This window comes from Salipiger sp. H15 (genome assembly GCF_040409955.1).
Classification (GTDB): Bacteria; Pseudomonadota; Alphaproteobacteria; order Rhodobacterales; family Rhodobacteraceae; genus Salipiger.
On sequence record NZ_CP123384.1, the window covers coordinates 2,797,812 to 2,811,136 of the forward strand.

Annotated in this window: 17 protein-coding genes; all 17 read right to left on the bottom strand. The window is 69.8% G+C overall.

Annotated features, from left to right (window positions below; genetic code table 11):
* Nucleotides 1-79: 79 nt before the first annotated feature.
* A complete protein-coding gene (locus PVT71_RS13555; RefSeq protein ID WP_353472312.1) occupies nucleotides 80-361 on the bottom strand; it encodes a hypothetical protein in 282 nt (93 codons plus the stop codon).
* Nucleotides 362-424: 63 nt separating this feature from the next.
* Nucleotides 425-748, bottom strand: coding sequence for a hypothetical protein (locus tag PVT71_RS13560; protein WP_353472313.1), 324 nt, complete (start codon nucleotides 746-748; stop codon nucleotides 425-427).
* Nucleotides 745-1,080 carry a hypothetical protein gene (locus PVT71_RS13565; protein WP_353472314.1) on the bottom strand — a complete coding sequence of 112 codons (336 nt, stop codon included), beginning with the start codon at nucleotides 1,078-1,080 and terminating at the stop codon, nucleotides 745-747. Before PVT71_RS13565 ends, PVT71_RS13560 begins: the two co-directional genes overlap by 4 nt.
* A gap of 11 nt (nucleotides 1,081-1,091) precedes the next feature.
* Nucleotides 1,092-2,033, bottom strand: a complete 942-nt coding sequence (locus PVT71_RS13570; RefSeq protein WP_353472315.1) for a pyocin knob domain-containing protein — start codon at nucleotides 2,031-2,033, stop codon at nucleotides 1,092-1,094.
* 35 nt (nucleotides 2,034-2,068) lie between these two features.
* Nucleotides 2,069-2,881: a hypothetical protein gene (locus PVT71_RS13575; RefSeq protein ID WP_353472316.1), complete on the bottom strand. Its 813-nt coding sequence runs from the start codon at nucleotides 2,879-2,881 to the stop codon at nucleotides 2,069-2,071.
* An 11-nt stretch (nucleotides 2,882-2,892) separates the two neighbouring features.
* Complete coding sequence (locus PVT71_RS13580) at nucleotides 2,893-4,614, bottom strand: hypothetical protein (RefSeq protein WP_353472317.1); 1,722 nt, start codon at nucleotides 4,612-4,614, stop codon at nucleotides 2,893-2,895.
* A gap of 11 nt (nucleotides 4,615-4,625) precedes the next feature.
* On the bottom strand, nucleotides 4,626-7,286 hold the full coding sequence (locus PVT71_RS13585) for a phage tail protein (protein WP_353472318.1): 2,661 nt from the start codon (nucleotides 7,284-7,286) through the stop codon (nucleotides 4,626-4,628).
* The gene (locus tag PVT71_RS13590; protein ID WP_353472319.1) at nucleotides 7,279-7,689 is read right to left on the bottom strand and encodes a hypothetical protein; all 411 of its coding nucleotides are present in this window, start codon (nucleotides 7,687-7,689) and stop codon (nucleotides 7,279-7,281) included. Before PVT71_RS13590 ends, PVT71_RS13585 begins: the two co-directional genes overlap by 8 nt.
* Nucleotides 7,677-8,261, bottom strand: coding sequence for a hypothetical protein (locus tag PVT71_RS13595; protein ID WP_353472320.1), 585 nt, complete (start codon nucleotides 8,259-8,261; stop codon nucleotides 7,677-7,679). The genes PVT71_RS13590 and PVT71_RS13595 overlap by 13 nt, the downstream gene beginning before the upstream one ends.
* Nucleotides 8,252-9,019: a hypothetical protein gene (locus tag PVT71_RS13600; protein ID WP_353472321.1), complete on the bottom strand. Its 768-nt coding sequence runs from the start codon at nucleotides 9,017-9,019 to the stop codon at nucleotides 8,252-8,254. Before PVT71_RS13600 ends, PVT71_RS13595 begins: the two co-directional genes overlap by 10 nt.
* Nucleotides 9,016-11,025 carry a hypothetical protein gene (locus PVT71_RS13605; RefSeq protein ID WP_353472322.1) on the bottom strand — a complete coding sequence of 670 codons (2,010 nt, stop codon included), beginning with the start codon at nucleotides 11,023-11,025 and terminating at the stop codon, nucleotides 9,016-9,018. The genes PVT71_RS13600 and PVT71_RS13605 overlap by 4 nt, the downstream gene beginning before the upstream one ends.
* A 1-nt stretch (nucleotide 11,026) precedes the next feature.
* Nucleotides 11,027-11,332, bottom strand: coding sequence for a hypothetical protein (locus PVT71_RS13610; RefSeq protein WP_353472323.1), 306 nt, complete (start codon nucleotides 11,330-11,332; stop codon nucleotides 11,027-11,029).
* An 11-nt stretch (nucleotides 11,333-11,343) separates the two neighbouring features.
* Nucleotides 11,344-11,700 carry a hypothetical protein gene (locus tag PVT71_RS13615; RefSeq protein WP_353472325.1) on the bottom strand — a complete coding sequence of 119 codons (357 nt, stop codon included), beginning with the start codon at nucleotides 11,698-11,700 and terminating at the stop codon, nucleotides 11,344-11,346.
* A complete protein-coding gene (locus PVT71_RS13620; RefSeq protein ID WP_353472326.1) occupies nucleotides 11,700-12,119 on the bottom strand; it encodes a phage tail tube protein in 420 nt (139 codons plus the stop codon). The genes PVT71_RS13615 and PVT71_RS13620 overlap by 1 nt, the downstream gene beginning before the upstream one ends.
* A 75-nt stretch (nucleotides 12,120-12,194) precedes the next feature.
* Nucleotides 12,195-12,656, bottom strand: coding sequence for a hypothetical protein (locus PVT71_RS13625; RefSeq protein ID WP_353472327.1), 462 nt, complete (start codon nucleotides 12,654-12,656; stop codon nucleotides 12,195-12,197).
* Nucleotides 12,643-12,975, bottom strand: coding sequence for a hypothetical protein (locus PVT71_RS13630; RefSeq protein ID WP_353472328.1), 333 nt, complete (start codon nucleotides 12,973-12,975; stop codon nucleotides 12,643-12,645). The genes PVT71_RS13625 and PVT71_RS13630 overlap by 14 nt, the downstream gene beginning before the upstream one ends.
* Before the next feature lie 4 nt (nucleotides 12,976-12,979).
* Entirely contained in the window at nucleotides 12,980-13,312 is a 333-nt protein-coding gene (locus PVT71_RS13635) for a DUF2190 family protein (RefSeq protein ID WP_353472329.1), read from the bottom strand.
* Between the last annotated feature and the right edge of the window lie 13 nt (nucleotides 13,313-13,325).

Below are 13,325 nucleotides of genomic sequence, written 5' to 3' on the forward strand. Positions count from 1 at the left end.
CGGCCTGAACTCTGCCAGCAGGTTCCTTCACCCCCAACCAGGGCATTCCCTGTTCCTGGAAAGCGAAGGCGGGCCGCGTTCACCTCCCCTGCTGAGACAGCCGGTCGAGCTTGCCGTCGATCTTCTGGAGCGTTGCCTGGATGCTGCGAAGGTCAGAGGCCTGTCCGGCCTGGGTGAGCTCGGCCGCCCGGAGGCGCCCGTCCATCCCCCGCCAGCCCTCCTCGAGCCGGGCGATCGACAGCGCCTGGGTCTCCTGCGTGTTCGTGAGCGTCACGTAGCCCGCCGTCACGGTGACCATCATCGCGAGGATGGAGAGGATATTGCCGGTGCTCACCGTGCTGTCGAACTTGATCTGCGGCATCATGAAGTCCCCAAAGAAAGGCCCGCCTGAAGCGGGGTCACGTCGTCTCGATTTCCGCCAGGGTCAGGCCAGCGGCCGGGCCCAGTCGATGTCCGGCAGCGCCGCGAGGATCTCGGCCGCGCTCACCTCCGCGTCCGCGTCCTGCATCTGTACCGCGCGCAGCCAGACGTCGTCGCGCCAGAGCGCGAAACGCGCGGCCTCTTCCTGGAAGCTGACCTGGTTGCTGAGCGCCCAGGAGATCAGGCTGTCGGCCGAGCTGTAGCCGCGCGCCTGCGCGGTCTGGTCGAGCCGCGCCTGGATGGCGGCGTCGATCTCGCGCCGGCGCCGGGCGGCCGCCTCCGCCTGCCGCACCTCGGCGGTGATGGCCCGTGTCCAGTCGATGGTCATTGCGCGCCCTCCGCCTGGTCTTGCGGCAGCGCGAAGGGCGGCACGTCGATCGCACCCTCCGGGGCGTCGAGCACCGGCTCGGGGAAAAAGTCCGGCCGCGCCGCGTGCGGCAGGTTGAGCGTGAGGCTCAGCACGCCGGCCTCGTCGCGCTCGATCATGCCGAAGAAGAGCCCGCCCTCGATCGCCTCGGCCGGCAGCGCCGCGCCGGCGCCGAGCTGCGCGAAGTCGAGCGCCTCGCCATTCACCGTCAGCACGTCGCCTTGCCTGTGCAGCGAGGTGATCCGGCGGAAGTCGTTCATCGCGGGCACGATGGGGTTCCAGTAGATGTTCATGGTGATGCCTTTCAGAACCAGCGGCCGACGGCCATCCAGTAGAGAACCTGGGTGCCGGTGGTGGAGGTGGCGGCGAAGAAGACCGGGGTGAAGCTCGAGGCGGTGACAGCCGAGACCGAGGCCCAGGTGCTGTTGCCGCGCAGGTTCACCTGTACCGAGGGCGCGACCGTGAAGGAGGCGGGGAAGGAGATCGCCGGCTGCGCCGTGTCGTTGAAGACGGTGCCCGTGGCGGTCGAGATTGCGATCGCCTGGCTGTCGATCCGGTTCCAGCAGAGTTGCGTGCCGTCGGCGAAGCGGACGTAGGACCCGTTCGCGTTGCTGCCGTAGGTCGGGATCAGTGGCACCCATGTCGACCAGGTCACGCCGTTGTCCTGCGAGCGCCGGATGAAGGCGACCGTGCTGTTCGCCCCGAAGACGATCTGGGTCAGCCAGCTCGCCCCGTACCGGATCACCAGTACCGCGCCGCCCGTGCTGATGGGGTTCTCGGGATCGGTCGACGCGAACTGATGCACGCCCGAACTCAGGGCCTCGCTCAGAAGCTTGGCGGTCTGCTGATTGCCGGGCTGTCCCCAGCCATATGCCCCAGCGAGAAGTCCGCGCCCGGCGGTAGTGTCGTGAATTCCGGACTGGAAGGTGACGGTGCTCGGCCCCTGCAGCAGCAGCGCCCAGTACTCGGCGTTGGAGCCGGGTGCGATGCCCTGCGACGGCTGCAGCGCCTGCCAGAGCGAGCCGTTGTGCGCGCGCGTCTCGGACATGGCGATGAAATCCCCGGCCAGCCACGCCGGGCTCTCCGGATTGTCCCTCGGGAAGTATTTCCCGGTGTTCCACATCGCGAGCCAATCGGCCTTGGAGAGCGGCGACTCCCCGGCGCCGGTGACGATCTCGACATAGGCCTGGTAGCCCCGGTCGGGCGGCGCCACCGCGCCGCCGCCGATCAGATCAACGAGCGCCATGCTCCACCTCCTTCTGCGTGGTCATGTCGGGCCCCTCAGACGAACTTGTTCATGCAGGCGCGCCAGTCCTGCGCGACGATCTCGGCGACCGGGCGGTCATAGGCACCACCGAGCTTGCAGGCGGCAGTCTTGTAGATCGTCGCCACGTGGTTGCCGGCGAGCTTGGTGCTGACCGGCCCCGAGGCCTGCAGCGAGGCTGGGCCATTGGGGTTCACATCCATCAGCACGCCGTTGACGAAGAGGCTGAGCTTCGTGCCCTCGCGCGCGAAGGCGATCTGCCGCGGCGAGCCCTGCCCCACGCCTTCGGTCCCGAGGACCGACTGGCCGGCGCTGCCGGTTCCCACGGCCCCGCGCGGGACGGTGCCGCCGAGCCCGAGGTCCATCCAGAGCGAGGCCGCGTTGGCATTGCTGATGCTGTCCCAGAGGATCGGCGCGTAGTTGGCGGTGTTGAACCCGGTGAGCGTCTGCTTGTCCCAGACCACAGCGAGGAAGTCGTCGTTATCGAGGTAGAAGTCCTGCGAGCCGTAGGTGAACTCGACGAAGTCCGTCACGTTGTGGGTGCCCGCGGGGAACACGAGGCCGCCGCGGCCGGCCACCTGCGTGATCGTCGCGCCGGCGTTGCGCAGCGTGCCGCCCCGGCCCTGCAGGGTCGGATCGCCCGGATCGCGCGCGAGGCTGACGAACTTCGTGCCGGTTGCCGGGATCGGCGCCTCGGTCGGGTTGCAGAACGGGTTGGTGAAGTCGAGGCACCAGACCCAGTCCTCGAGGCCAAGGATCGGGTCGCGCTCGATGCGCTGGCGGGAGGGGTCGGTGATCCGGTTGTCCGAGCGGAGGATGGTGGAGTTCATGGCATGCCCTTTCAGAGAACCCAGCCGCGCGCGCGCAGCTGCTCGGCGACGATTTCCGCGACGACCTGGTAGCCCGCGGCGTTGAGGTGGAGGTTGTCCGTCCGGAGGCTGGACGGCGGGACGTCGTTGGCGATGTCGGTCAGGTCCTGCGCGGTGGGCGCGATCCAGGCCCGGGTCAGCCCCTCGCTGATCAGCAGGCGGCGGATGTCGACGAACTCGCCCGGATAGGTGGCCTCGAGGTCGGCGTTCAGCCCGGTGATCGTGGCGTAGCGCGCGCCGCCAACATGCTCCTCGGCATCGTAGTCGCCGTTCAGCACCGACAGCACGAGGAAGCGGCGGTTCCCCCGGTCGAGCTGGGACACGCAAAGGGCGATATGCGCCTTGATCGTGTCCGGGTCGGCGTTGTTGTTCCGGCCGAGCCAGAGGATGTCGATGCCGCCCTGCTTCAGCGCCTCGGTAAAGCGCATCGGCGATTGCGCCGGGCAGGTCACCGGAAGGTTGGTGCTGCCCGTCGGGGTGAAGGTGTAGACTTCGGCCGTCGAGGGCGGCCCGCCCGTCGCCGTGCGCCTGAGCACGCCCTCGACGCCCTGGATCGTCACGATGGCCTTGCGCTCGAGATTGCCGGACTGGGACGAGAGCGGGAATGGCTGATCCTTGTCCGGCGCCATGCCGCCCGAGGTCGCGAGCGTCACGCCCTCGATGGCGGTGATCGTGTTGGCCCCGTTCACGATCTGGTTGCCGGCGAGCGTCACGCGCGGCACCTTCCCGCCCTGGCGCATCGAGATCTGCGTCGAGGTCTGCGCGCCGATCCCGTTGTTGAAGACCGGGATACCGAGGATGTCCGAGAGCGCTGCCGGGTAGTCGACGGTGAACCCGCCCTGGCGGCCGTAGGTCAGGCTGTCGCCCCAGGCGTTGATGCGCGCCCCCGCGACGACATCCGCCGCCGGCGCGATGAAGCTGCCGTCGGCGAGCATCGCGTACCAGGCGCGGCCGTCCGCATCGACCATCGCGTCACTGACCAGCTTGCCGGCAAAGTAGAAGGCCGCGCCGGTCTCGACGGTGAGGCCGCCGCCGAGGGTCGCACCTTTCTCGGTCTGGACGTAGGACGGGCGGTCATCCGTTCCCACGGCAGCGGTGACCACCTTCTCGCCCCGGTAGAACCACTCGCTTGCGAAGTCGACCGGCGCCCCGTCACGCCCGACCCGGGCATCGAGCGCGGCGGTGTAGTCCGCGGCAAGCGCATCGTCGGCGGCAAGCCGGGTCGCTGCCTCGCTGGCGACATCCCCCGAGAGCGCCTCGTCCGCGACCTGGCGGTTGGCGATCTCGGCAGCGGGCGCGAAGACCCCGTCAAGGCCGAGCTTGGTCTTCAGGGTTCCGTAGGAGAACTTGAACATCCCCGCGCCGGTCGTGCCGTCGATCGCGGTCAGCACGTCGCCGTTCTCGGGATACCGGCCCTCCAGCCCATAGCCGAGCGTCGAGAACTTGGTCAGCATGTTGGCATTGAGCCAGGCGACGATCGCCTGCCTGACGCGCTCCGCCGTCCAGGCGCGTCGCGTCGTCGCGGCCCCGGCCTCCGCCTCGCCCTGCGGGACCGTGAGCAGGTCCGCCTTCTGCACCACGTCGTTGTAGACATAGGTGAACGCGCCGTTGACCTGTGCCTCGAGGTTTTCCTTGGTCGCAACCTTGGGATCGCTCCCGGTGGTCGAGAGCGAGATGGTAGGCGGTAGAGCCATGATGGAGCCTCTCAGGTGATCGTGAAGGTGCCGAGCGCGGTCGGCGTGCCGTTGGCGCCGCTCGCGGTGTAGGGAACCAGCCAGAACCGCGCCTCGCCGCCCGGCAGGGCGTCGGGGGTCTGCGCTACCACCGAGAAGCTGTTGACGCTCAGGAGCTGGTTCGTCGCCGCGACGAGGCGCAGCGTGGCCGGGCTGGTCGGCGCGGTGACGGTCGAGACCTTCCTGCCGGTGCTGGTGAAGAGATCGCCGGAAACCACCGTGTCGCCGACGAGCTGGCAGGCCGCCGCGCCCGCCCCGGAGATCGCCGTGACATGCGCCGAGAGCCGGTACTGCGCCCCGGCGACCAGCGCGCCGGACGCCTGCCCGAGCGTGCCGCCCGAGGAGGCGCCATCATGCGTGGCAATGCCGCCCGAGATGCTCCAGCCGCCCCCGAGCGTCCAGCCCGAGCTGTCCGCGAAGTCGCCGTTGCTGACGAGATCGACCGCCTCCGGATCGCCGAAGACGATCGAGAAGGCCGCGTCCGGCGCAACCGGGATGTCCTCGCCCACCTGCACCGCATCGTTGAACACCCCGCCGACCGGGGCCCGGTAGAGCCGCATCCCGGCTAGGTAGCCCTCCGAGGAGGCCGTGCCGGCGACCTCGAGCCGCGCCGGGCCCGCCGTTGCCGTCACGCCCGCGACGCCGACCCCGGCGATGATGCCGAGCACGTAGGACCAGAGACCCTCGCTCGTGGGGCCCACGCCGCGCACGCGCAGGTCGTAGGAGGTGCCGAACCCGACCGGTCCGAAGCGCCCGGACACCTTGCCGGAATCGCCGATGGCCGAGCCCGGGATGTCGGGCAAGGGCGTGAACTCGGTGCTCGAGCTCGCGCGCCACGCGACCTCGTACTCGTCGATCGCGTAGCCCGTCACCGGGTCGAACTCGAAGGCGACCATGAGGATCACCGCGCCGCCCGAGTTCACCTCGACCGTCTGCGCCGCAAGGCCGGTCACCGTCCCGAGAAAGACGTTCTCCTCGGTCAGGCTCTGGGTCTGGATCTCGAGCTCGTCCGCCGCAGGGTCCCAGGCGTAGATCGCGGGCGCGTCCTCCCTCAGGGTGACCGGCACGCGGAACGCCACGCGGCCCTCCTCGCCGTCCTGCAGCCAGACGCCCGGCTGCGCCTCCTGCACCTGCCAGGTCCCATTCAGCCGGGTGAAGGGCGCAGGCAGTGCCGCCGCGACCCCCGATCCGGGGATCAGCCTCACCGCCGAGGGCGGCAGAATGCAGGTGAGGCGTTTCTGCGCCGCGCGGCGCAGGGCGTTGATCTTGACCACGCGCTGGCACTGCGTGCCGCTCGGGACCATCGGCAGCGCCAGGTCCTCGACCTCGTCGCTGCGCGTCGATCCGCCCGGAACGAGCCAAGGCTCGAGCTCGGCCGTCCCGTACTCCTGTTCCTCCGAGGTCCAAGCGCCCTTGAGCGCGAAAGGCACCTCGCGGCGCGAGCCGAGGCGCTGGAACTCCACCCCGCTGTCGCCGAGGATGTCGGTCATCGTGTAGACCGGCGCCTGGTAGCTGCCGGGGATGTAGGAGAGCTTGCCGCCCACGACGGCGAGTTGCCCTGCCCCGGCATCCGCCAGCGGCTGGATGAGATCGAGGAGCTCGCCCTTGGACCAGTCGATGACGCCGGCCACGCGGTAGCGCTGCTCGAAGACGTCCGAGCCGGCCGCCTGCGTGTCGAACCAGCGCAGCACCGCCTCGTCCGCCAGCGGCACCGCGTCGAGGAAGGTTTCCTCGAGCAGCTGCGCGCTGGTGTAGGCGCGCAGCGGGTTCTGCCGCACGGCATCGAGCAGGCAGCGCGCCTGGTTGTCGGAATAGGTCCAGCTCTCCGGATCATCCTTGTCCTGCACGGAGTCTTGCGGGTCCCAAACCTTCGACCAGTCCATCTCGAGCTCGACCATCGGCTCGGGATTGGGCCAGCGCTTCACCCTCTTCTCGAGGTTGCCCCCGGCCTGCATCCGGACCCAGAGCACCGTCTGGCCCTTCCAGGCGTCGGAGGCCTGGAAGAACTCCGGCACCTCCGAGACGATCCGGGCCGGCGGCGCGTCCTGGTCGCCGAGGCCGAGCCAGCAGACGAACTGCTCCTCGTCCCTGTCCCAGTCCGGGAACTTCTCCTTGATCTTGACCAGCTGCCCGGCGCTCCCGAAGTCGAAGAGCTCGGCCCAGTCCGCCGGGTCGGTGAGCTCGGTGCCCGAGCCGTGGTTCACGAAGGCGCAGTCCCGGCCGTCGAGCGTGAGCGACAGGTTCCCGCCATCCGAGGGTCGCGAGTTGAAGAGGATGCAGCCGTAGAGCACCCTGCCCCGGACCCGCCACGGAACCGGCGTGCCGGTCAGGCGGGTGTGACCATAGGCATAGCGTTTGCCGGGCAGAGAGGTGCGCACCGGGAACTCGCGCTTCAGCTCGGGCGTGCTCGGCATCTGCCGCGTGAGCGCCGCCCCGACCGAACTCAGCACCACCGAGGTGCCGACCTGCAGGGCCGCGGTTGCGAAGGCGCCGTAGGTCGCGGTGATCGCGCTCCAGAAGCCGACGCCATTCGCCATCAGCGCCGCCACGGTGGTGATCGGCTCGGCAGAGGCCCCTCGGGGCGCCCCGGCCAGGCCGATCACCGCAACACTCAGCAGCAGCCACTTACGCATTCCAGCATCGCTCCATGATTGCGGGGGTCAGCGCCGCCCCCTTCGGTGACTTTGCCGCCCAGAGACCCGGGCGGACGCAGAGGCCGAGCGCGCGCCCGGCCATGGTCTCGGTACGAATGACGCCGATGGCGCCGGTTTCGGGCGCCCCCGCTGCGAGCCCGCAGAGCGCGGCCTGCGCGCTCCAGAGGGCGAGGAACCCGCCCCGCGCCCGGATCAGCGCCAGCGCCTCGGCCTGCGTGCCGTAAGCGCCCCTCAGGCCGCGCATGAGGTCGAGGCCGGTCAGCGTCTCGAAGGCCGCGCAGGCGGTGGCCGAGCAGTCGCTCGCGCCGTCCCATCCGAAGGGACCCGCCATCGCGTCGAAGGCGGCCGCGACCACCTCCTCCGCCGTGATCACTCGGGCCAACGGTGCCGCAGCCCCTCGCGCTCGGAATTGATCAGCAGCCGCCCCGCGGTGTCGCCGAGGAAGCGCGATGACTGGTCCTGGAAGCTGTGACAGACCCCCGCCGTGGCGCGTTGCGACGGCCCCGAGGAGAGCGGCACCTGCACGCCGCGCGCACGCCCCATGTCCGAGGGATCGGTGAGATCGCGAAGCCCGTTGATCGTGCCCGAGAAGACCTCGAAGGGCGCGCCGATCAGGGTCGCACCGTCCCGCGAGGAGACCGCGCCGAAGTAGACCCGCGCGTCTCGGTCGCGCGCATCGACGTCGAGATAGGCGTCGAGCTCGTCGCCGAACCCCAGGAGCGCGAGCGAGGCTTCCTGCGCCGCCATGCCCGGCAGATCACCCGGCAGGCTCACCTGCCCCACCCGTCCGACCCCGGCCCAGCTTTTCCCGTCCCAGGAGACGGTGCCGAGGTTGGTGTGCGCGTAGAGCGGCGCGCCCGGCCAGTCGACGAAGAAGAGCACGATCGGGAAGAAGCCCGCGGGGTTGCCGATCGCCGCGAGCGTGGCGCTGTCGATCGCCCGCTCTAGTGCCATGGGTCGATCTCCACGAAGCCGCCCACCTCGTCCGCGAAGACCTCGCGGAACTCCCAGGTGTAGGACCAGTCACCGGCGAGCGGCTGCACCGCCCGCGGACAGGACCCCACGGGCCTGAAGACTCCGGTGTCGCTGGTGCCGATGTTCACCCGGGCAGCGGTGAAGCTCCCGGGTGCGCTCACCAGCCGGACCACGGCCGCGCCGCTCCCGTCCGAGGTCGCGGGCCGCGCGATCATCACGCGAGCAACTTCGGTCAGGCGGTCCGGGCCGAAGACGGTGACGAACTCGCCCGGACGCGCCACCGGCGTGTTGGCGGGCAGACCGTCGATCGTGATGATCGGGAAGCCCGCCGCATCCGTGCCGGTGGTGCCGCTCAGCACCGCGCCAGCGAACCAGATCATCTCGGTTCCGCCCGCCGTCCAGTCGAGGCCGGCGCTGCCCGCGGTCCAGTCGAGGAGCGCGGCGGCGCGCGTCTCCTCCTCGCCGAGCCCGGCCAGCCACCAGTTGATCGGATAGCTGTGCAGCTGGACGGCATGGATCCCGGCCAGGTACTTCTTCAGCACCTCCATGTAGCCGGCGCCGTTCATGTCCTTGCCGATGCCGCGCGCCTCGATCGTGGCAAAGCGCCGGGTGCGCTGCGCCGCCGAGCGGTACTCGGCGCCGGTGATGATCGAGCGGCTGACCTGGACCGGCGCCACCTCGGTCCATTCAGACCCGATGGCATGGACCGGCGGCCACGCGTAGACGTTGATGCTCATCGGATACGCTGCTCCTGGTTCCGCGCGTAGACGCCCGCGACCGATTTCTGCACGATGCTCTGCTCGCGCTGCGCGACCACGTTCCCGGCCTCGTCCCGGATCACCGCGCGCAATCCGCCCGTGTCCCCGAACGACAGCTCGACGCCGAGCCGCGATGGGCCGTATCCGTCCATCGTGCTGCCGAGCTCGTGATTGGGGATGACCTGCGCGCCGCGCGGCAGGTTCACCAGCTCGCGCCCCCGCTCGCCCACCCAGGCGAGCCCGCCGGGGTGATTGTCCGTCCCGTTCGCATAGGCGGGGATGCCCCCGGCGAAGACCGACCCGAGCGAGAGCGACAGCCGGCCGAAGATCGCGTTGCCGGCGTTCTCGAGCAGCATGTCGCCGAGCTTGCCGAGGACGCGCCCGACCGCCGCGCCCATGGTTTCCGCGCCGGTCACCACGCTCTTGAACGCATCGGTGAGGCTGCCCCGGATCGTGTCGGCCGCCGCCTCGGCGCGCTTCTGGACCTCGGTCAGCTCTTCCTTGACGGTCTTGTCGGGCATCTCCTTGCCATCTGCGCCGGTGCCGGCACCGTTCAGCGCCTCGGCGATCCGCCGCGCCGCACCGGCCGCGTCATCGGCATCCTCCTCGGCCACCTTGAAGACCTCGCGCAGCGCGGCAACGCTCTCGAACGGCGCCGTCATGCTCTTCTTCAACGCGAACTGGCTGTCGAGCAGTGTGCCGTAGGCATCGTTGATCTGGCCGAGCGAGGCGTTGAGCGACGCGACGGCCGCCGCCTCGTTCCCGCTCTTGACCCCCAAAGCCTCGCCGATCGACGTGCCGGACACCATGTCGAGGAACTGGCCCCACTTCACGCCCATGTTCCCGACCATGCTCGTCCACTGGAAGGCGATGTCGTTGAACACGACCTGCAGGGAGACGACAAGCCAGTCGCCGCCGATCTTGATCCGCTCCCAGACCTCGAGCGCCACGTCCTTCAGCAGGTCCATGGCCGCGCCGAACCCGCCGGCCGCCGAGACGAGGCGCCCGAACTGGTAGACCAGCTCCCCCGCCGCGACGATGAGCGCACCGATGCCGGTGCGGATCAGCGCGCCGCGCAGGAAGGTCAGGGCCCCCGTAAGGGTCAGCGTCGCAAGTTTCGCGGCGACCAGGCCGCCCACCAGGTGCACGCCGAAGGCCGCGGCCGCCGTGGCGCTGTAGCTCGCCAGCCGCGCAAGGTTGTCGAGGATGGCGGTGAAGGCCGTGCGCAGCGGCTGGCCCTCGGTCGCGAGCGCGGTGAAGGCCGTGGCCAGGCTCTCGAGGACCGGCGTCAGGCTCCGCGCGATGTCATAGGCGAAGCCCTTGAACACCAGCCCGATCTCGGAGATCGCCACCTGCGCCCGGCGCATGGTCATGATCGTGTCCGCGTCTAGCACTGCCCCGAGCGCCTCGGCCCGGTCGCCGAGCCGGTCCATCTCGGCGGCGCCGTCCTGCAGCAGCGGCAGCATCATCGTCAGGTCCGAGGCCATCGCCTCGAGATAGAAGGTCATCTCGCCCTGACTGACCCCGGCCTTCTGCAGGCTGTCCACGTAGAGCTGCAGCGCCTGCGGCCCCGAGAGGTTGCGGAACTGCTCGGCCGTCACCCCGACCTTGGGCGCGATGGTCTCGAAGAAGTCCGCCATCGGCCCGCCGCCGGTGGTGAGGAAGTCCCCGACCCGGTCGTTCACGTCCTTGAGGATGTCGGCGAGCTTGTCCTGCTCGATGCCGACACTCGCGCTCGCCGCCGCCATCTTCTGGAACTCTTCCGGCGCGGCGTTGGCGACCTGCGCGAACTGCTGAAGCTCGTTCGCGCCGGCGATGACCTGCCGCGTGATGCCGAGCATGGCGGTCCCGACGGCCACGCCGGTCGCCGCGACCGCCGCGCTGATCGCCCGGAACTCCGCCCGGGCCTTCGAGAGACCGCGGTCGAGCTCCGAGGAATCCGCGCCGAGAATGACGCGCAGCCGGCCGATGGTGGTGTTTGCCATGTCACTTCCCCTGGCGCGCTTGCCAGTCCGCAAGCGAGACCTTCGGCAGGGCCGAGGACATCGCCGCGAGCTTGGCCTTGAACTCTTCGCGGCTCTCGGCGGGACTTCTCCGCCGGAGCAGCTTCTTCAGGTCCGGGATCTTCTTCGCCCGCATCAGCGTGGCGGTCAGCCAGGCCTGCTGGACCGAGAGCATTTCCTCGGCCTCCAGGCGGCGGCGGGCGCCGCGCATCTGGGCAAGGTAGAGCCGGGGTGTCAGCGACCAGAACGCCGCGGGATCGAACCCCGCGGCGACATGGTCCTCGAGCATGTCGAGGTAGCTCAGGCCGCCGTCCCCGGCGCGGCGTTTCCCTCCGCACCCCCCTGATCGGTGCCCGGCCCATCGCCCGCCGCGGGCGCGGCGGCGCGCATCACCTTCATCACCGCGCTGAGGTCGTGGCTGATCAGGTCGCCCGCCTCCTGCAGCGTGGCCTCCGGATGGTGGCGGAGCATGCAGGCCAGCGTGAGCAGACGCAGGTCGCGGATCCCGATCTTCCCCGCCTCCACCGCCTCGAAGGCCTGCATCGCATCCTTGCCGCTGTGGTCCTCGAACTCGCACATGGCGTTGAAGTCGAAGCGCAGCTTGTAGGCCTTGCCGTCGACCGTGACGTCGACCTCGCCCAGGAACCGGTTCGACATCAGGCCACCACCTGCGCGCTGAGCCGGAAGGTCGCGACCGCCGTCATCTTGTCACCGATCGGCGCGGTGCGGCTGTAGCCCTTGAGAAAGCCCGAGTAGGTTTCCGGCGTGGCATCCTCGTCGTCGGTGAGTGTGATCTCGACGAGCACCTCCTCGCGGCTCGCGCGCAGCGAGATCAGCAGGATGTCGCTGGCGCTGCCGGGGATATAGTTCATCGGCACCGCCAACTCGCCGCTGTCGACGAGACCCGCGATGAACTGCTTGCGCCGCCCGGGCGATTTCATGTGCGTGACGTCGACCTCGTCGACCTGCTCGTCGGGCATTTCGAGATCGCCGACGAGGTCGAGGGGTGTCCAGGTCGGCGTTGCACCAACACCGATGCGGACGAGGCTTCCGTAGCCGATCTTTCCATCGGGCATCTTCTCTCTCCATGTTCAAGAGGTGTGGGGACCGGCGGCGGAGGCCGCGCGAAGGGAGGGGCCGGGATCGGCCCCTCAGGGGGTCACGGACGGGTCGTGACGGGGAAGGATGAGCGTGGCCTCGTAGCTCACGCGGCGGGCGGCGAAGACCACCTCGCCGCGCTGCACGTTCACCTCGGAGCCGACGGGCCGGATCATCATGACCAGCCCGCCGAGGTTGCCGCTCGCGGCGAGCGCACGCTCGACCTCGAGGTGCATGTCGTCGACCTGGTCGAGTGCGGTCTGTTCGAAGCCCTGCGCCTGCAGGACGAAGTCGATCAGCACCTGCCGCTTGTCGGTGCGCATGCTGTCGGGCTCGATCCGCTCCGACCGGCAGTAGCAGTAGATCGCCGGAAGCAGCTCTTCGGGCACCGCCGCGTCCGCGGGCGGATGCTCGAGCACGGTGACCTCGCGGGTCTCGCCGCCGACGATGACGGAAAGGCCCGCCGTCGAAAGGATCTCGGCCGAGGCGATGCGGAGGGCTTTAAGAGGATGCACCGATCATCTCCAACTCGAGGGTGAGCCGCGAGTCCTCCGCGGGGCTGCCCGAGGGCAGGCTCGAGAGGACGCGGTAGGTCTTGCCATTGCCCGGCGCCACCCTGCTGCCGCGCACCAGGTCCGCGAGGGCCCGGCGATCTCCCGAGAGCGTGGGCAGGACCGTGGGGACCTCCTGGCCATTCTGGCCAAGGACGAGAACGGGCCCTTCCCGGAAGACGGCCCGCTCCGTCCGCTCCGCGCCGCCCTTCGGCTGCACGGTCACGGCATCCCCGAGCACGGCGTCGAGGATCCCGGTCATGCCCGCGAAGACGCTGGGCATGGGCTCAGCGGATCGCGCCGTCGAGCAGCACCGTGCCCGTCTCGGACGGGTTCGCCGCCGCGGCAAGCGCCACGCCGCAGAGCGTGTTGCTGGTCGCCGTGGTGGTGAAGAGCTTGTTGGTGTCGTCCCAGTAGATTTTGGCACCAATGGTCCAGGCCTGCGCCGAGGTCTTGGCGACCTCGAAGACCCCGCCGCGCACCATCACGACGTCGCCGCCCGAGGCCGCGGCATCCTGCGCGATGCCGAAGAGCGCGCCGACCAGCAGCCCTGCCCCGGCGGACACGTCGTAGGGCGCCGCGACCGTCAGGTTCGCGCCCGGCTGAATGAAGTTCTTCATCTGTCATCCCTTT

Excerpts from the sequence above, each read along its gene's own strand:
- PVT71_RS13565 (WP_353472314.1), bottom strand. The coding sequence starts at position 1,080 with ATGAACATCTACTGGAACCCCATCGTGCCCGCGATGAACGACTTCCGC.
- PVT71_RS13630 (WP_353472328.1), bottom strand. The coding sequence starts at position 12,975 with ATGCCCAGCGTCTTCGCGGGCATGACCGGGATCCTCGACGCCGTGCTC.
- PVT71_RS13575 (WP_353472316.1), bottom strand. The coding sequence starts at position 2,881 with ATGAACTCCACCATCCTCCGCTCGGACAACCGGATCACCGACCCCTCC.
- PVT71_RS13610 (WP_353472323.1), bottom strand. The coding sequence starts at position 11,332 with ATGCTCGAGGACCATGTCGCCGCGGGGTTCGATCCCGCGGCGTTCTGG.
- PVT71_RS13580 (WP_353472317.1), bottom strand. The coding sequence starts at position 4,614 with ATGGCTCTACCGCCTACCATCTCGCTCTCGACCACCGGGAGCGATCCC.
- PVT71_RS13620 (WP_353472326.1), bottom strand. The coding sequence starts at position 12,119 with ATGCCCGATGGAAAGATCGGCTACGGAAGCCTCGTCCGCATCGGTGTT.
- PVT71_RS13615 (WP_353472325.1), bottom strand. The coding sequence starts at position 11,700 with ATGTCGAACCGGTTCCTGGGCGAGGTCGACGTCACGGTCGACGGCAAG.
- PVT71_RS13570 (WP_353472315.1), bottom strand. The coding sequence starts at position 2,033 with ATGGCGCTCGTTGATCTGATCGGCGGCGGCGCGGTGGCGCCGCCCGAC.
- PVT71_RS13555 (WP_353472312.1), bottom strand. The coding sequence starts at position 361 with ATGCCGCAGATCAAGTTCGACAGCACGGTGAGCACCGGCAATATCCTC.
- PVT71_RS13635 (WP_353472329.1), bottom strand. The coding sequence starts at position 13,312 with ATGAAGAACTTCATTCAGCCGGGCGCGAACCTGACGGTCGCGGCGCCC.
- PVT71_RS13605 (WP_353472322.1), bottom strand. The coding sequence starts at position 11,025 with ATGGCAAACACCACCATCGGCCGGCTGCGCGTCATTCTCGGCGCGGAT.
- PVT71_RS13560 (WP_353472313.1), bottom strand. The coding sequence starts at position 748 with ATGACCATCGACTGGACACGGGCCATCACCGCCGAGGTGCGGCAGGCG.
- PVT71_RS13600 (WP_353472321.1), bottom strand. The coding sequence starts at position 9,019 with ATGAGCATCAACGTCTACGCGTGGCCGCCGGTCCATGCCATCGGGTCT.
- PVT71_RS13585 (WP_353472318.1), bottom strand. The coding sequence starts at position 7,286 with ATGCGTAAGTGGCTGCTGCTGAGTGTTGCGGTGATCGGCCTGGCCGGG.
- PVT71_RS13595 (WP_353472320.1), bottom strand. The coding sequence starts at position 8,261 with ATGGCACTAGAGCGGGCGATCGACAGCGCCACGCTCGCGGCGATCGGC.